19 protein-coding genes are annotated in these 16,318 nt (G+C 71.7%); 12 read left to right on the plus strand and 7 right to left on the minus strand.

What is annotated here, in order from left to right:
* Positions 1 to 30: 30 nt before the first annotated feature.
* Together ACFHWE_RS18425 and ACFHWE_RS18430 are read right to left on the minus strand one after the other, a co-directional pair.
* Positions 31 to 333, minus strand: a complete 303-nt coding sequence (locus ACFHWE_RS18425) for a pore-forming ESAT-6 family protein (protein WP_416602915.1) — start codon at positions 331 to 333, stop codon at positions 31 to 33.
* 33 nt (positions 334 to 366) lie between these two features.
* A complete protein-coding gene (locus ACFHWE_RS18430) occupies positions 367 to 696 on the minus strand; it encodes a hypothetical protein (protein WP_416602916.1) in 330 nt (109 codons plus the stop codon).
* A 310-nt stretch (positions 697 to 1,006) separates the two neighbouring features.
* Here ACFHWE_RS18430 and ACFHWE_RS18435 point away from each other — a divergent pair, with 310 nt between their 5' ends.
* Together ACFHWE_RS18435 and eccCa are read left to right on the plus strand one after the other, a co-directional pair.
* Positions 1,007 to 2,437: a DUF6177 family protein gene (locus ACFHWE_RS18435; RefSeq protein ID WP_416602917.1), complete on the plus strand. Its 1,431-nt coding sequence runs from the start codon at positions 1,007 to 1,009 to the stop codon at positions 2,435 to 2,437.
* 54 nt (positions 2,438 to 2,491) lie between these two features.
* Complete coding sequence (gene eccCa / locus ACFHWE_RS18440) at positions 2,492 to 6,487, plus strand: type VII secretion protein EccCa (protein ID WP_416602918.1); 3,996 nt, start codon at positions 2,492 to 2,494, stop codon at positions 6,485 to 6,487.
* Positions 6,488 to 6,538: 51 nt separating this feature from the next.
* Here the strand turns inward: eccCa and ACFHWE_RS18445 are convergent, their stop codons facing one another.
* Positions 6,539 to 6,790, minus strand: a complete 252-nt coding sequence (locus tag ACFHWE_RS18445) for a type II toxin-antitoxin system Phd/YefM family antitoxin (protein ID WP_416602919.1) — start codon at positions 6,788 to 6,790, stop codon at positions 6,539 to 6,541.
* 314 nt (positions 6,791 to 7,104) lie between these two features.
* On the minus strand, positions 7,105 to 7,860 hold the full coding sequence (locus tag ACFHWE_RS18450) for a GntR family transcriptional regulator (RefSeq protein WP_416602920.1): 756 nt from the start codon (positions 7,858 to 7,860) through the stop codon (positions 7,105 to 7,107).
* Positions 7,861 to 7,980: 120 nt separating this feature from the next.
* Here ACFHWE_RS18450 and ACFHWE_RS18455 point away from each other — a divergent pair, with 120 nt between their 5' ends.
* Genes ACFHWE_RS18455 through ACFHWE_RS18475 form a run of 5 tightly spaced genes read left to right on the plus strand, consistent with a single transcriptional unit; the run spans position 7,981 to position 9,325 of the window.
* The gene (locus ACFHWE_RS18455; RefSeq protein WP_416602921.1) at positions 7,981 to 8,337 is read left to right on the plus strand and encodes an ATP-binding protein; all 357 of its coding nucleotides are present in this window, start codon (positions 7,981 to 7,983) and stop codon (positions 8,335 to 8,337) included.
* Positions 8,338 to 8,396: 59 nt separating this feature from the next.
* Positions 8,397 to 8,576: a hypothetical protein gene (locus tag ACFHWE_RS18460; protein WP_416598951.1), complete on the plus strand. Its 180-nt coding sequence runs from the start codon at positions 8,397 to 8,399 to the stop codon at positions 8,574 to 8,576.
* Positions 8,573 to 8,887 carry a hypothetical protein gene (locus tag ACFHWE_RS18465; RefSeq protein WP_416602922.1) on the plus strand — a complete coding sequence of 105 codons (315 nt, stop codon included), beginning with the start codon at positions 8,573 to 8,575 and terminating at the stop codon, positions 8,885 to 8,887. The genes ACFHWE_RS18460 and ACFHWE_RS18465 overlap by 4 nt, the downstream gene beginning before the upstream one ends.
* Position 8,888: 1 nt before the next feature.
* Entirely contained in the window at positions 8,889 to 9,125 is a 237-nt protein-coding gene (locus ACFHWE_RS18470; protein WP_416602923.1) for a hypothetical protein, read from the plus strand.
* Positions 9,122 to 9,325, plus strand: coding sequence for a hypothetical protein (locus ACFHWE_RS18475; RefSeq protein WP_416602924.1), 204 nt, complete (start codon positions 9,122 to 9,124; stop codon positions 9,323 to 9,325). The genes ACFHWE_RS18470 and ACFHWE_RS18475 overlap by 4 nt, the downstream gene beginning before the upstream one ends.
* 196 nt (positions 9,326 to 9,521) lie before the next feature.
* Here ACFHWE_RS18475 and ACFHWE_RS18480 read toward each other — a convergent pair whose 3' ends face one another.
* Complete coding sequence (locus ACFHWE_RS18480) at positions 9,522 to 10,091, minus strand: hypothetical protein (protein WP_416602925.1); 570 nt, start codon at positions 10,089 to 10,091, stop codon at positions 9,522 to 9,524.
* Positions 10,088 to 10,426: a divalent-cation tolerance protein CutA gene (gene cutA / locus ACFHWE_RS18485; RefSeq protein ID WP_416602926.1), complete on the minus strand. Its 339-nt coding sequence runs from the start codon at positions 10,424 to 10,426 to the stop codon at positions 10,088 to 10,090. The genes ACFHWE_RS18480 and cutA overlap by 4 nt, the downstream gene beginning before the upstream one ends.
* An 80-nt stretch (positions 10,427 to 10,506) precedes the next feature.
* Here cutA and pyrE point away from each other — a divergent pair, with 80 nt between their 5' ends.
* Positions 10,507 to 11,040, plus strand: a complete 534-nt coding sequence (gene pyrE / locus ACFHWE_RS18490) for an orotate phosphoribosyltransferase (RefSeq protein ID WP_416602927.1) — start codon at positions 10,507 to 10,509, stop codon at positions 11,038 to 11,040.
* Between the two features lie 24 nt (positions 11,041 to 11,064).
* Here the strand turns inward: pyrE and ACFHWE_RS18495 are convergent, their stop codons facing one another.
* Complete coding sequence (locus ACFHWE_RS18495; protein ID WP_416602928.1) at positions 11,065 to 11,457, minus strand: RodZ domain-containing protein; 393 nt, start codon at positions 11,455 to 11,457, stop codon at positions 11,065 to 11,067.
* A gap of 408 nt (positions 11,458 to 11,865) precedes the next feature.
* Here ACFHWE_RS18495 and fbaA point away from each other — a divergent pair, with 408 nt between their 5' ends.
* The 4 genes from fbaA to purD all read left to right on the plus strand — a co-directional run bounded on the left by fbaA (position 11,866) and on the right by purD (position 16,136).
* Positions 11,866 to 12,888: a class II fructose-bisphosphate aldolase gene (gene fbaA / locus ACFHWE_RS18500; protein ID WP_416602929.1), complete on the plus strand. Its 1,023-nt coding sequence runs from the start codon at positions 11,866 to 11,868 to the stop codon at positions 12,886 to 12,888.
* 79 nt (positions 12,889 to 12,967) lie between these two features.
* Positions 12,968 to 13,384 carry a DUF3151 domain-containing protein gene (locus tag ACFHWE_RS18505; RefSeq protein WP_416602930.1) on the plus strand — a complete coding sequence of 139 codons (417 nt, stop codon included), beginning with the start codon at positions 12,968 to 12,970 and terminating at the stop codon, positions 13,382 to 13,384.
* A gap of 168 nt (positions 13,385 to 13,552) precedes the next feature.
* Positions 13,553 to 14,836: an adenylosuccinate synthase gene (locus tag ACFHWE_RS18510; RefSeq protein WP_416602931.1), complete on the plus strand. Its 1,284-nt coding sequence runs from the start codon at positions 13,553 to 13,555 to the stop codon at positions 14,834 to 14,836.
* Positions 14,837 to 14,885: 49 nt separating this feature from the next.
* Positions 14,886 to 16,136, plus strand: coding sequence for a phosphoribosylamine--glycine ligase (gene purD, locus ACFHWE_RS18515; protein WP_416602932.1), 1,251 nt, complete (start codon positions 14,886 to 14,888; stop codon positions 16,134 to 16,136).
* Positions 16,137 to 16,318 lie beyond the last annotated feature (182 nt).

Below are 16,318 nucleotides of genomic sequence, written 5' to 3' on the forward strand. Positions count from 1 at the left end.
GGACGGCCCCGCCGCCTGTCCCGGGTTCGGTCAGATGTTGGCGACGGCCGCGCTGGCGCGGCTCAGGGACTCCTGCGCGGTGGCGTCGTTGGTCTCCAGCGTGTCACGCACGAGGCGGATGATCTCACGGACCTCGTTGGCGGCCAGGTGCCACTTGAGTTCCTTCTCGCTGTACTCCTCGGAGACACCGTCGGCCTCGAAGTCGGCCAGGGCGTTGCTGACGTCGGTGTCGTGCTCACCGATGATCGCCTCAAGCCGGGTGGTGATGGCGCTGATGTTGCCCTGGACCTCGGCCGAGGCGCCGGTGTCGAAGGCGTTCCGTCCGTTGGACATCTGAGGGGCTCCTTCGTTCGGGGCGGTGAGGGGCTACTTGAACTTGGCGGCGTCGAAGTTGGCCGCGGACATGTTCTGGTTGGCATCGTCGGCCATGGTCTGACCCGCGGTCTGGAAGGCCGCGTTCATTCCCGACTGACCCTCGTTGATGGAGCCGAGCCCGGCCCGCAGATCAGCGGTGATGGCATCGGCCCGCTGTTTGAAGGAGTCGAAGGCGGCCTTTCCGGGGCCGTCGAACTTACCGGCCAGCGGTTCGGCCGCCGCCACCAGTTGTGTGATGAGACCTGCCAGTTCATCGCCGCTTCCGGCGGTCCGCTGCCCCAGGCTGGCCAGGGTCGATTCGCCGACGTCCCAGCGTGACATCCGTTCACCTGCTTTCCTCGGGGGTCCTCGCGAGGCGGTCGCCTCCAAGGATGAAGACGTACGCGGCACCGTCGTGGTTCTGTGGAGCCCTGGGAATCCTACAAAGAGCCCGCGATCGCCCTCAAAGGGAATTCAAATCATACAAGCGGGCACCGACAGAGAATATGCTCGACCCCGCGCCTGTGGACAGAACACACACCTTTTCGCCAGAATCTCCGCTGGCCACAGAGAAAACTTCAGTATCCGGAGAAACACCAGTGAAGCGCGCGGCCCCGGCCGCCCGCGCCCCCGCACCGTATGAGGAGCCCCCGTGAGCTACGACGTGGTCGCCCTGCTGTCCCGCCCGCCCGGCCGGCGCTCCCTGACGAAGGCCCTGGTCCAGGCCGGGCCGGATCTGAGGGTCCGCCTCGTCGCCGACGGCGCGGTGGTCGAACTGCGCGACGCCGACGGGCGCACCGTGGCCGCGGTGCAGGCCGCCCAGCGGCTCGGGATGTCCGCCGAGGCCGACCGGCTGCTGGACGAGGGCACCTGCGACGACCTGCCCGCGCAGCCGTACTGGGTGGAGGCCCGGGGCGCCGACGTCCCCGGCACCGACACCGCCGGCGTGGTCCGCCGCTTCGCCCGGTTCCTGGCCGACGAGCACGACGGCGTGCTGTGGGAGCCGCCGCGCCGCCTGGACCGCGCCCGCGTCCCCTTCGGCGGCGGCACCGGCCATCCGGCCGTCAGCGCCCTCACCGAGAGGGCGTTCGTGGTCGCGGCGGACCGCCCCCTGGTCCCCCTCTCCCCGTGGATCCTGGACGCCGTGGCCCGGTACGGCCGCGAGGGCCGCCGCCTCCAGGTCGTCACGCCCTCCACCAGCCGCCTCACCCACGCCCTGCGCTCCCTCCTGAGCAGCCCCGCCTCCCGATGGGCCGTCCAGGCACCGGACGGCACCCACTACGACGGCTTCTCCGGGGTGCCGCTGGCCTGGGACGGGGAGGCCGGGTTCGCGGTGGACCCGGGCGCCTCCGCCGAGGACGGCCCGCACCCCTGTTTCCGCGACTCCGGGGAGGGCCTGGGCCCGCACCTGGCGGTCGAGGTCAACGTGGAGCACCCGCCGAGCGGGGACCTGCTCCTGGGCGGCACCGCCGAACTGCTCTCCGAGGCGCTGGGCGGCGCCCTCCCCTGCCTGTGGGGCACCGGCGAGCCCCACACCCAGCCCTGGGACAGGGAGCGTCTGACCCGGACCTGCCGCCAGCGCATGCCCTCCCGGACCCTGGTCCTGTTCAGCGGACCCCCGGAGAGCGTGCGAGAGGAGGGGGTCCGGCCCTTCGCCGGGACCCAGCGGGTGAGCCGCACCTCCGGCGGCGTGCGGGAGAACATCGCGTTCACCGTCGGCTACGCCTCCGGCGAGGAACCCGGGTTCGCGGCACTGGAACCGGTCCTGGAGGAACTCGTCTCGCGCGACGTGCTCCAGAACGCCACCGTGCGCCGCCTCACCGGACGGCCCGACCTCACCCAGCCGCCCCGCTGGTCGGGGCTGCCCGTCCCCGTGGGCCTGGCGCTGGGCTCCGAGGCGGTCTCCTCAGTCGGCGCCGAGCACGCCCTGGCCGCGCCCGTGGACGGCGCCGCCCTCGGACCGCCCCTGACCCCCGCCGTGTGGTTCCGCGTCGGCGACGGCACGGAACCCGACGCCTGGGAGCGCTTCACCGCCCTCATGAACCACTTGCACCCGAGCGGCCCCGCCGAACCCGTTCGATAGGGTTCACCGGCGCTCCGCCGCGCCCCGCCCCCATCCCGAGCCGAGAGGTCACCGATGAGCATTCGCGTCGTGCACCGGCCGACACGGGTCGTCCACCCCGCCCCGGTTCAGGAACCGCACGAGGTGGAGGCCCCGCCCACGCTCCCCGACGGCAAGGCCCAGGGCAACCCGCTCATGACCGTCCTGCCGATGGTGGGCATGATGGCGTCGCTGACCATCATGATGGTGATGCGCAACCCGGCGTTCATGGCGCTGGGCGCCGTGATGCTGTGCGTCGCCCTCCTCGGCGCCCTGGCCATGCTGTTCTCCCGCCGCGGCCAGGTCGGACGGCAGCGCCGCAACCAGCGCGACCTCTACCTGGAGTACCTGGAGGAGCTCCGGGAGGGGCTCAGCGAGTGGGAGCGGAGCACCCGGGCCCACTCGCGCCTCCTCGACCCGCCGCCCGAGGCGCTCTACGACATCGTCCGCGACCCCACCCGGCTGTGGGAGCGCCGCCGCAGGCACCGCGACTTCCTCCGGGTGCGCGTGGGCACCGGCCTGACCGAGGGCCGCCACCTGCGGCTCGCGGAACAGGGCACCGCCCTGACCCCCACGGACCCCTTCATGCTCTCCGAGGCACAGGCCGCGATCGCCCGGTTCTCGTCCATCCCGGACATGCCGCTGACCCTGCCCCTGGACATGGCCGGGAACGTCAGCGTCATCGGCGAGCGCGCGGACGTCATGCGCCTCGTCCGCGCCCTGGCCGCCCAGTTCGCCGCCTTCCACGCCCCCGAGGACGCCGCCCTCGCCGTCTCCTACCCCGCCGAGCGCGAGGAGGACTGGTCCTGGCTCCCGTGGCTGCCCCAGGCCCTGGACCCGCAGCGGCGCGAGGGCGGCGCCGCCGTCCGCCTGATCGCCCCCGACCCCGCCAAGCTGGGCGTGCTGCTCTCCGACGAACTGCGCTCGCGCACCGACTTCGCCTCCGAGGTGCGGCGCGGCGTGGGCAGGCGCGAGGCCTACCAGATGCTGCGCCGCCTCCTGGTGGTCCACGACACCCACGGTTCGGTGGCCGCCGAGCTGGTGCGCCCCGACCACACGATCGACCCGGCCGACCTGGGCACGACCGTCCTGCACCTGGTGTCGCGCCAGGTCGACGAGCCCGGCGACGTGAACGTGCGCGTCACCGTCGACGGCGACCGGGTGCGGGTGGAGGAGCTGCGCGGCAGCGACCCGGTGGTCACCACCGGCACCGTGGACGACGTCTCCGACGCCACCCTGGGCGGCCTGGCCCGCATGCTCGCACCGCTGCGGCTCTCCCCGGAGTCGGTCGAGGAGTCCGCGCAGGAGGGCGGCAACGTCGACTTCCCCTCGCTCATGGGGGTGCACGACCCCGGCGACATGGACGTCCAGCGCCTGTGGTCGCCGCGCAGCGAGCGCGCGTTCCTGCGCGTGCCGATCGGGGTGGACGACATGGGGCAGCCGGTCGTCCTCGACCTCAAGGAGTCGGCCCAGCTCGGCATGGGGCCGCACGGGCTGTGCGTGGGCGCCACGGGTTCGGGCAAGAGCGAGATGCTGCGCACGCTGGTCCTGGCGCTGGCCGGCTCCCACCCGCCCGAACGGGTGAGCATGGTGCTGGTCGACTACAAGGGCGGCGCAACCTTCGCCCCGTTCGAGGACATGCCGCACGTGGCGGGCGTCATCACCAACCTGGAGGACGACGCCGCGCTCATCGAGCGCGTGTACGCGAGCCTGTCGGGCGAGGTGCAGCGCCGCCAGCAGGTGCTGCGCGACGCGGGCAACGTCTCCAACATCGGCGACTACGCGTTCAAGCGCGAGCACGACCCGAGCCTGCCGCCGCTGCCGCACCTGCTGGTCATCATCGACGAGTTCGGCGAACTGCTCACCGCGCGCCCCGACTTCATCGAGCTGTTCCTGTCCATCGGGCGCATCGGCCGCAGCATCGGCGTCCACCTGCTGCTGTCGAGCCAGCGCATCGAGGGCGGCAAGCTGCGCGGCCTGGACACCTACCTGTCCTACCGGCTGGGGCTGCGGACCTTCTCCGAGGAGGAGAGCCGGACCGTGCTCAACACCCCCGACGCCTTCCACCTGCCGTCGCTGCCCGGCTTCGGCTACCTGAAGGTGGACACCAGCGTCTACCAGAGGTTCAAGGCGGGCTACGTGTCCGGCGCCTACCGCGGCCCGGTGGCCGAGGAGGAGGACGCCGACGCCGCCCCTACGGTGCGGCGCTACACCGCCTACAACACCGCCGAGGAGGACGCGAAGGCCCCCGCTTCGGCGCCGACCGCGGAGAGCTCGCCGATGCCCTCCCGGACCGTCGGCCCGACCCTGCTGGACGTGATGGTCGGGCAGTTCTCCCGGCACGGCGAGCGCACGCGCGCGATCTGGCTGCCGCCGCTGCCGTCCGCGACCACCCTGGACGCGGTGGTCGGGGAGCCGCAGGACCTCGGGGAGGGGCTGCGGCTCCCCGGCGACCGGGAGCCGCTGCACGTCCCCGTCGGGCTGCTGGACGACGCCACCAAGCAGTGGCAGGGGGTGTGGGAGCTGGACCTGACCGCCTCGGGCGGACACGTGGCGGTCATCGGCGGCCCGCAGAGCGGCAAGACCACCCTGCTGCGCACGCTCGTGCTGTCGCTGGCCCTCACCCACACCCCCCGGCAGGTCGCGGTGTACGGCCTGGACCTGGTCGGCGGCGGCCTCCAGTCGCTGGCGGGCCTGCCGCACGTGGGCGGCGTGGCCGTGCGCACCGACTCCGAGCGGATCCGGCGCACCGTGGAGGAGCTGCGCGGGATGCTCGACCACCGGCAGCGGGTGTTCCGCGACCGGGGCATCGACTCGGTGCAGCAGCTGCGCCGCATGCACGCGCGCGGCGACGTCCCCGAACTGGCCAGCGCCGACGTGGTGCTGTGCGTGGACGGGTTCGGCGCCATCCGCAAGGACTTCGAGGAGATCGACCCCATGGTCACCGACCTGCTGCAACGCGGCGGCGGGTTCGGTATCCACGTGGTGGCGGGGATGCTGCGCTGGAACGACGTGCGCATCGCCGCGCAGTCGAACTTCGGGCAGAAGGTGGAGCTGCGCCTCAACGACCCGTCGGAGTCCACGATCGACCGCAAGCTGGCGGAGACGATCGGCGCGAAGGCGTCGGGCCGGGTGCTGACGGACACGGAGCTGTTCGGACAGGTGGCGCTGCCCCGGTTCGACGGGGTGGCCGACGACGAGGACCTAGGCGGGGTCGTGGAGCGGGCCGTGCGGGCCGTGGACGAGTCCTGGCGGGGCGAACGCGCGCCGAAGGTGCGGATCCTGCCGCACCGGCTGCCGGTGGACGCCCTGCCCGCGGCCGGTGCCGAGCCCAAGCGCGTCCCGATCGGGGTGGACGAGCGGGCGCTGGAGCCGGTGCTGCTCGACCTGTTCGACACCGACCAGAACCTGCTGGTCCTGGGGGACGGCGGGTCGGGGAAGACCAACCTGCTGCGGCTGGTCGCCGAGTCGATCGTGGCGCGGTACCACTCCGACGAGGTGGTGTTCGCCGTCATGGACCCGCGGCGCACCCTGCGCCACGTGGTGCCCGAGGAGTACATGGGTGGGTACGCGAGCAGTCCGCGGGTGTGCGCGGGGCTCGCGGGCGGTGTGGCCAAGGAGGTGGAGGGCCGCATGCCCGAGGACGGCGACCTGGACGCCGTGGAGCCGGGGTCGTTCAAGGGGCCGCGGATCGTGGTGCTGGCCGACGACTACGACGTGCTCACGACGGCGGGGCAGAAGCCGCTGGCGCCGTTCGTGCCGTTCGTGCCCAACGGGCGCGACGTGGGCCTGCACTTCGTCGTGGCGCGCCGGGTGGCCGGTGCGGGGCGCGGCCTGTTCGACCCGCTGGTGCAGTCGATGCGGGAGATCGGCACGGCGGCCCTGGTGATGTCGGGCGACCGCAGCGAGGGGCAGTTGCTGCCGCGCCTGTACGCCTCACCTCAGCCCCCGGGGCGCGGCAAGTGGGTGCCGCGCGGCGGTTCGGCCCGCCTGATGCAGACCGCGCTTCGGGAGGCCACCGAGGAGGGGTGAGGTCGGGTCCCGCTCCCGTAAGGGTGCGGAGCCCGGCCTCCGCTCAGACCTTCACTCACTCAGCTCCCGCTCGATTCCACGGGCGGCTTCCAGGTCCTCGATCGCGGTGACCAGGCGGCGAGCATTCTCGGGGCTGCGGAGGAGGTAGGCGGTCTCTCTGAGGGTTTCGTACTCCGAAAGCGCCATCATCACCACGGGCTCACGGCCCGTTCTGGTGATGACGACCTCCTCCCGGTCGTCGATCACGGAGTCCAGCGTGGCGGCGTAGTTGGCCCGGGATTCGGAGTAGGTCATGGTCCTCATAGCTCCACCTCTCAGAGCGTCACCATCGGGCGATCGTCGTACAAGAAATCGCGCTCCCCGCCCGGTAGGTGCAGAAGCCGCTTAGGGACTCGAAACGGCGCCCGTCCCAGGCCGGGGACGATCTCAGCCGTCCAGGGCGGCCAGTAGCTCCGCGAGCACCTCCCCCTCCCCGCTCTGGGGCCATCCCCGCGTGCGCGGGGCTCACTCAACAGCCGCCCCAGAGCCGCGGAGAACGCCAGGGGCTAGTGTGGCGGACGGGAACAACGGCACATGGGAATGTGCCTCGGGGGTCCGGTCTCACCCGGACCCCTTTCTCATGTCCCGTCCTGGCCGACAGGGATCATGTACGCGAGCTCGTACCGGTCCGGGGGCACCACGATGTCAGCGGTCTCAACCGGGCGGTCCTCGGTGTAATAGGTCCGCTGGATCACCAGCACCACGCTGCCACGTGCGATCCGCAGCTCCTCGGCCTCCTCTGCGTCGGCCGGACGCGCGGTGACGATCTCTCCCGCCTGCACGATGCGCTCTCCGATGACCCGCATACGCTCGACGACCCCCCGACCGGCATGCGCCCCGTCCTCCGGCAACACGATCTCGGTGCCGCGTGTGATCTCCAGTGGCTCCCACGATGTGGAGAGCATCACCGGTTCGCCGTCACCGGTGAAGATGTACCGGGTGCGCATCACCGGATCATCGGGGGCGATGGCGAGCCGGTGCGCGATCGTCTCGGCCGCGACGGTGGACTCGGAGGAGGACTCCCAGCCGCCGCGCACCGCCTGGGCCGCCATGTCTGCGCGAAACGGCGAACCGCCACGGGCCTCGCGATACCAGGACCGGGTGAGACGCCGCATGGGCGGGCGTGACCGGACATAGCTACCCGACCCCGAGCGTGAGACGACGTACCCCTCGGCGACGAGCTGCTGCACGGCATCGGCCGCGACGCGCATACCCACGTCGAACTCGGTGGCCAGATCCTGTCGAGAGGGGAGTCTGTCGCCGGGTGCGTAGTCGCCCGTGATGATGCGCTGCCGCAACGTATCGGCGACGCGCTGGTAGGTCGGGCGGGCCACGGACGTACTCCTCGGTCGAGATCAACGAGTTCAATCTGCACGAACAGCTTGACAAGTCTGCACGTGCCAAAGCAAGCTGAACGTACAGATTTTAAATCAGCACGTACAGCTTGGATGGCCATGGTCAAGCAGATCAGTCTTCCGTCCGACGACGCGATGGTGCCGATCGCTCGACACGGCGTTGCCGCGCTCCTAGGCGGCTTCAGTCGTCTGGCCGATGTCGAGTTGGTCCTCACCGAGTTCGTGACGTCGGCGGTGCGATCCAGCAGCACCGACGTCGCGATCACCGTGGAGCACGGTGTGGCGGTCCGTATCGAGGTCCACGATCGGCGAGGTCGGCATCCGCGTGCTGATGGGACCCGTATCGATTCCGACGCTCCGGAGGGCCTCGCCGTGGTCTCCGCGTTGGCCGACCGTTTCGGCGCTCATCGCCACCGGTCCGGAGACCGTACGGCCTGGGCCGTCTTCGTCCCGTAACCCGTTCCGTTGTTCCCACGCCGCCCATCCAGCGGCACTCACCCCTGGAGGTGTGCGCTTTGCGCTACCTGCGACACGACGAACTCCGCCCCGTGCGGCGGCTCGCATCCACCGTCCCGCCCCCGCGCCGCCCGCGCCGCGCCCGCCGCGTGCGCTTCTACGCCCACCCGGCCGGAGACCTCGCACCGCTCGCCCAGGCCCTCGCCCGCCTGCTCACCCTCCAGGGGGCCGCCGCATGATCGACATCACCACCTCGGACCTGTTCGCGGCCGTCCGCGACGCCCTGGACGTGCCCCCGCCCGGCCGCCCCGAGGCCCACCTGCCCTACCTCGAACTGGTCCGCGACCGGGGCGCGGCGGCGCGCCGGGCGCTCGCCTACGCCGCCGATTCGGGCGACCTGGTCGGCGCGGTGGACATGGTCGACGGCGCCCTCTCACGCCTGCCCGTCGCCTACACCACCGAGCCGCCGCCCCCGGCGAAGCCGCAGACCCCCGGCAAGCCCCGGCCCGCCACCGAGCAGCCCTCGCGCTCCATCCGGCGGGTGGTCTGACATGAACCACGTCTGCGACATCGCCGAACCGCCCACCCTGGCCGACCTCGCCGCCTGGGCACGCGGACACGGAACCGCCCTGCGCTACCTCGGTCCGAACCTGGAAGGGCGCGCGGTCTACGCCGCCACCCGGGGCCACCTCACACGGGTGGCGGTCACCGACCGCCCCGACCCGCACCGGCCGCCGCTGGTGTGGACCTCCCCCCTGGAACACCTGGGGAAGGGGCAGGCGACGTGAGCCTGGACAGGGCCCTGGGCGAAGTGCTGGAGGGCCGGTGGGTGCTCACCACCCGCACCGCACCCGACGGCACCGTGACCTACGTGGCCCACCGCCCACCCGGCCGGTCCGGCCCCGGCGATGCCTTCGAGGAGATCACCGCCCCGGATACGGCCGCGCTGCGCGCCCGGCTCGCCCAAAGGTGCCGCCGGGACGCCTAGTCTCCGCGCGCCCGGGACCCCTGGAAGCCTCCCGGGCGCGCGGGGTCGAGGTGCGTTGTCGTGTAGTCGAGGTTCGTCCTGGGGCGAACCTCGGCGCTGATCTTCGTCCTGGGGCGAACCTCGACGGCGCGGTGACACGCCGAGCCCTGTGCTGGTGCAGGGCTCGACCGGCCGCCACGAAGACGTCAGCACGGCCTCAGCCGCGCAGGTCGGCCAGCAGCGCCGCGAGCGCCTCCGGTGCCTCCCCGGGGCCGGCCTGACTCACCGTCCATCCGCGCATGCGGGCGAGCCGGGCCGCGTGGGCGCGGGCGGGGTCGGTGAGCAGGTAGCCGCAGGGCGCGTCCGGCCAGTCGGCGACCATCGGCAGCGGCTCCGACCGGTAACCGGGCGGCCCCTCGTCCGCGTCCCCCTCCGCGCCCTGGTCGCGTTCGAGGTCGGCGCGGGTGGGGATGCCCGGGCGCGGCAGGAGCGAGTCCACCAGCACGTAGCCGAACACGGGCCTGTGCGCCGCGCGCTGGGCCGCTCCCACGGCCCCGACGAGCGGCCCAGCACCGCCCTCGGCGACCAGCGCGACCGGCTCCCCGGTGCCGACGAGCCGGTTGACCTCCAGGCTGGCCTGGGCGACGTAGCGCGCGGCGTAGGGGGCGCGGTCGTCTGCGCCCGCCACGGGCAGGACCGGGTCGACCCCCAGGGCCGGGAGCGCGCCGGGCAGGCCGGGCAGGCGCGAGGGGCGGCCGAGGGTCGGGGGGAGGAGGACGGCGATCACTCCGCGCCGCCGCGCGTCTCGTCGCGCACCCAGTCCAGGTAGGCGGGGTTGCCGCCCACGACCGGGACGGCGACGATCTCGGGGACGTCGTAGGGGTGCGCCTCCAGCAGGTGCGCGGTGAGGTCGGCCAGCCGGTCGGCGGCGGTCTTGGCGACCACCGTCCACTCCTCGTCGGCCTGGACGGCGCCCTCCCAGCGGTAGAAGCTGGTGATCGGCCCGCCGACCTGGGCGCACGCGGCCAGCCCGTGTTCGATCACCGACCGCGCGAGCCGCTGCGCCCCCTCGCGGCTGTCGACGGTCGTCTCCACCCGGACGGTGTCCCCGGTTCCCGGCACGGCCACCCCTCCCCACCTGGGCGCTCGCGCGATGCGGTCCGTGCGTGCCGCCTGCGCCCGGTGTCCTAGGCTCATTGCTCATGAGCGAACGTGATGAACTCCTGCGTCAGATCAACGATAAGGCGGTCGTCCGCGGGAAGGTGACCCTGTCCTCGGGCTTGGAGGCCGACTACTACGTCGACCTGCGCCGGGTGACGCTGGACGGGAAGGCCGCGCCGCTGGTCGGCTCGGTCATGCTGGACAACGTCGCGGACCTGGAGTTCGACGCCGTGGGCGGGCTGACCCTGGGGGCCGACCCGGTGGCCGCGGCCATGCTGCACGCGGCCCGCGCGCGGGGGCGGGACCTGGACGCCTTCGTGGTGCGCAAGGCGGGCAAGGCGCACGGGTTGCAGCGCCGGATCGAGGGGCCGGACGTGAAGGGGCGGCGGGTCCTGGCCCTGGAGGACACCTCGACCACGGGCGGTTCGGTGCTGACCGCGGTGGAGGCACTGCGGGAGGAGGGAGCCGAGGTCGTCGCGGTGGCGCTGATCCTGGACCGCGGGGCGCGCGAGCGCGTGATCGGCGAGGGCCTGGAGTACCGGGCGGTGTACGACGTGTCCGAACTGGACGTGTGAGGGTCCGGGGCCTGCGGGCCCCGGCTACTCGTCCTCGGTGGGGGGGACGGTGAGGTTGTGGTCCTCGCCCTCGTCGGGGAGGTCGACCATCGCGCCCTCGACGTAGACGTCGACCGCGGCGGGGTCCCCTATGGTGACCTCCAAGCCGTCCTCGGCGTCGTGGAAGGCGATCGAGCGGCCCTGCTCTATCACCTGGTCGTGGAGGACCTCGCCGCCGGGCACGCGGACGAACACGCGGCTCGACTCGCCGGTGACGTGCACGTAGAGGGCGCCCATGTCCTCGTCCCCGACATCCGTGGAGGAGTCGGAGGAGCTCGCGCTGATGCTGGTGCTGGTGTTGGGCAGCGAGCGGTAGAGGAAGTACCCCCCCAGAGCCACCAGTGTGACGAGGAGCAGGATGGCGCCGACGATGGCCATCACCTGACCAACGCCCTTTGGATCGTTCCTATGCCTTCCCACGGCGTTGAATGTAGCGCGTATCACGCGAAAAAGCGACAGGATACGTCCGAATACCTGCCAAATCATCAACTCGGACACTTGAGCACCGAAGGTCACAGACCTTCCCACACGCCCCACCACCCCCATCGCGACGACACGCCGACGGACCGCGAACAAGGGCTCTGACCAGGCACTTTTTGGTCTAGACCTTTCCAGGGGCTCCGCTTATTCGTGATACTTGGGGGACACGTGGCGGACACCACCGGACGTCCGGACCCCCCGCAGGGCCCTCCCCGGCGTTCGGCCTCCGCCTGAGAACGCACGTGGGATGTCGCTGGGCACCGCCCGGCGGCCGCTCGCTCCAGGACGAATCCAGGGAGAGTACGCATGCCCATCGCCAGTCCCGAGGTCTACACCGAGATGCTGAAGCGCGCGAAGACCCAGGGCTTCGCCTACCCGGCCATCAACGTGACCTCCAGCCAGACGCTGCACGCCGCCCTCCGAGGCTTCGCCGAGGCCGAGTCCGACGGCATCGTCCAGATCTCCACCGGCGGGGCCGAGTTCCTCTCCGGGGCCACGGTCAAGGACATGGTCACCGGTTCGGTCGCCTTCGCCGAGTTCGCGCGCGTGGCCGCCGAGAAGTACCCGGTGAACGTCGCCCTGCACACCGACCACTGCCCGAAGAACAAACTCGACGGCTTCGTCCGCCCCCTGCTGGAGATCTCCAAGGAGCGCGTCGCCCGCGGGCAGGAGCCGCTCTTCCAGTCCCACATGTGGGACGGCTCCGCGGTCGAACTGGAGGAGAACCTCCGGATCGCCGAGGAGCTCCTGGCCGCCTCCAAGGCCGCCCACACGATCCTGGAGATCGAGGTCGGCGTCGTCGGCGGCGAGGAGGACGGCATCGTCGGCGAGATCAACGAGAAGCTGTACACCACCCCCGAGGACGCCCTGCGCACCGCCGAGGCCCTGGGCCTGGGCGAGAAGGGCTACTACATGACCGCCCTGACCTTCGGCAACGTGCACGGCTCCTACAAGCCCGGCTTCGTGAAGCTGCGCCCGCAGGTCCTCAAGGAGGCCCAGGAGGCCGTCGGGAGCAAGCACGGCAAGGACCAGCCGTTCGACTTCGTGTTCCACGGCGGCTCGGGCTCCTCCATGGAGGAGATCCACGAGGCCATCGAGTACGGCGTCGTGAAGATGAACGTGGACACCGACACCCAGTACGCGTTCACGCGTCCCATCGTCGACCACGTCATGCGCAACTACGACGGTGTGCTCAAGGTCGACGGCGAGATCGGCAGCAAGAAGGCCTACGACCCCCGCTCCTACGGCAAGGCGGCCGAGGCCGGCATGGCCGCCCGCGTGGTCGAGGCCGCGCAGCACCTGAAGTCGGCGGGCAACAAGATGTCCTGACCCTCGGGAACACGTCCGGGCGCGCCCCTGCACCCCCCGTTCTTCGGGAAGGGGCGCGTCCCGGTGGCAGGATGGGGCCATGGACATGCACCGGAACCTGTTGGGCGAGCCGCCCGCCACCCGCCTGCCCGACCACCCCGAGGCCCGCGAGGCCCTGGCCGCGGCCGACGACCCCGCCGCCGTCGCGGGACGCTTCCCGACCTACTCCGCCGCCTGGGCCCGCCTGGCGGAGAACGCCCTGGAGGCCGACGAGCCCGTGGCCGCCTACGCCTACGCGCGCACCGGCTACCACCGCGGCCTGGACCAGCTCCGCCGCTCCGGCTGGAAGGGGCACGGCCCGATCCCCTGGGACCACGAGCCCAACCGCGGCTTCCTGCGCGCCCTGTACGCGCTGAGCACGGCCGCCGACCGCATCGGCGACACGGAGGAGGCCGAGCGCTGCGCGACCTTCCTGCGCGAGTCCAGCACCGAGGCCGCCGAGGCGCTGCTGAAGTGAGCCGCACTCCGTCCACAGGCTGTGGACGGACGCGACCCTGGGGCCGGAAACCACTGGTCGTGTACCCTCAATACGCAACGGCCCCTGTCGCTGCCTTGCGCCAGGGGTTCATCCATGTTCGGGGGGGTAGGCCACCCCGAAGGTGTCGAATCGAAGAGGTAGAGACCAATGCCGGCCATCACGCTCGTGGGAGCCCAGTGGGGCGACGAGGGCAAGGGCAAGGCCACCGACCTTGTCGGCGACCGCGTGGACTACGTGGTCCGCTACCAGGGTGGCAACAACGCCGGGCACACGGTGGTCATCGGCGACCAGAAATACGCCCTCCACCTCCTGCCGTCCGGCATCCTCTCCCCGAACGTCGTGCCCGTGATCGCCAACGGCGTCGTCATCGACCCGGGCGTCCTCCTGGAGGAGCTCGAAGGCCTGGACGAGCGCGGTGTGGACACCTCGCGCCTGCTCATCTCCGCGAACGCGCACCTGATCATGCCCTACCACCGGGCCCTGGACAAGGTCAGCGAGCGCTTCCTCGGCAAGGCCAGGATCGGCACCACCGGCCGCGGCATCGGCCCCACCTACGCCGACAAGGTCTCCCGGCAGGGCGTGCGCGTGCAGGACATGTTCGACCCCAAGATCCTGCGCAAGAAGATCGAGCTGGCGCTGAAGGACAAGAACCAGCTCCTCACCAAGGTGTTCAACCGGCGCGCCCTGGACGCCGAGCCGATCATCGAGGAGTACATGGGCTACGCCGAGCGGCTGCGCCCCTACGTCGCCGACACCTCGCTGATCCTGAACCGGGCCCTGGACGAGGGCAAGACGGTCTACCTTGAGGGCTCCCAGGGCACGCTCCTGGACATCGACCACGGCACCTACCCGTTCGTCACCTCGTCCTCCCCCACCGCCGGCGGCGCGGCCGCGGGCGCCGGGCTGGGCCCCACCCGCATCACGAAGGTCGTCGGCATCCTCAAGGCCTACACCACACGCGTTGGCTCCGGCCCCTTCCCCACCGAGCTCCTCGGCGAGGAGGGCGACTGGCTGCGCGTCCAAGGCGGCGAGTACGGGGTCACCACCGGCCGCGACCGCCGGTGCGGGTGGTTCGACGCCCCCATCGCGCGCTACGCGACCCGGGTCAACGGCATCACCGACTTCTTCCTCACCAAGCTCGACGTGCTCACGGGCCTCGACAGCATCCCCGTGTGCGTGGCCTACGACGTCGACGGGGTCCGCCACGACGAGATCCCCATGACGCAGACCGAGTTCCACCACGCCGTGCCCGTGTACGAGTACCTCGACGGCTGGTCCGAGGACATCACCGGAGTCCGCCGATTCGACGATCTTCCCAAGAACGCCCAGCGGTACGTGCGTACCCTGGAGGAGATGGCAGGGGCCCCGATCTCCGCCATCGGCGTCGGCCCGGCCCGCGAGGCGACACTCGAACTGAGTTCGCTCGTGTGACCGGACCCACCGCAGTCAGTCCGTCTTCAAACACGAAGAGGCCCCTCAGGTGAAAGCCCTCGTTCTCGGCGGCGGAGGCCGCGAGCACGCCCTCGTCCGCGCCCTGTCCCTGGATCCGGGTGTGACGAGCATCCACTGCGCGCCGGGCAACCCCGGTATCTCGGAGCTGGCGGAGAACCACGTCATCAACGTGACCGACGGCCTGGCCGTCACCGAGCTGGCCGCACGCATCCGCGCCGAACTGGTCGTGATCGGCCCCGAGGCGCCGCTCGTCGACGGTGTCGCGGACGCGCTGCGCGACCGGGGCATCCCGGTGTTCGGCCCCGACAAGGAGGCCGCCCGCCTGGAGGGCTCCAAGGCGTTCGCCAAGGAGGTCATGGAGGCCGCGGGCGTCCCCACCGCCAAGGCCAGGGTGTGCCGCAACGCGAGCCAGGTGGCCGAGGCCCTGGAGACGTTCGGCGCCCCCTACGTGGTCAAGGACGACGGCCTGGCGGCCGGCAAGGGCGTCGTGGTCACCGAGGACCGGGCCGAAGCCGAACTGCACGCCCGCGAGTGCGGCCGCGTGGTCATCGAGGAGTACCTCGACGGCCCCGAGCTGTCGCTGTTCGTCCTCAGCGACGGGGCGCACGCGCTCCCGCTGCTGCCCGCGCAGGACTTCAAGCGCGCCTACGACGGCGACCAGGGCCCCAACACCGGCGGCATGGGCGCCTACACCCCGCTCCCGTGGATCCCGTCCGGCCTGGTCGACGAGATCATGGAGACGGTCGTACGTCCGACCCTCCAGGAGATGAACAGGCGGGGCACCCGCTACCAGGGCCTGCTCTACGTCGGCCTAGCGCTCACCTCGGCCGGACCGCGCGTGGTGGAGTTCAACGCGCGCTTCGGCGACCCGGAGACCCAGGTCGTCCTGGACCGCCTGGCCACCCCGATCGGCGCGGTCCTCCAGGCCACCGACACCGCTGGTCTGGGCTCCATCGGCTCGCTCCAGTGGAAGCCGGGTGCGGCGGTCACCGTGGTCGTGGCGGCCGAGAACTACCCGGCCGACCCGGTCAAGGGCGACGCGATCGGCGGGCTGGACGCCGCCAACGCGCTGGAGGGCGCCTACGTGCTGCACGCGGGCACCGCCTGGGAGGGCACGAGCGGCGTCAAGTCCAACGGCGGGCGCGTGCTCAACGTGGTGGGCACCGGCGCCGACCTGCGGCAGGCCCGCGACCGGGCGTACGAGGCCGTGGGCCGGATCGAGATGCGCGGCTCCTTCCACCGCAAGGACATCGCCGAACGGGCCGCCGCCGAGCAATAGGAGGGCGGCCGCGCCCCTGCGGCCGCGTGATGAACCGCACGGAGCCGTTCCAGGGCGCTGAAGAGCACGTATGGTGGTGTGGCGCGTTTCGCGGGTATCCGCCCGACGCGTCCGCACCACCCTCCACCCATGGTGTCCGCACCGTTTCGGCGATGTGTCAGGACTCTATCCGCGATCTGCGG

The sequence above is a fragment of the Nocardiopsis sp. LOL_012 genome (genome assembly GCF_048060475.1).
Lineage (GTDB): Bacteria > Actinomycetota > Actinomycetes > Streptosporangiales > Streptosporangiaceae > Nocardiopsis.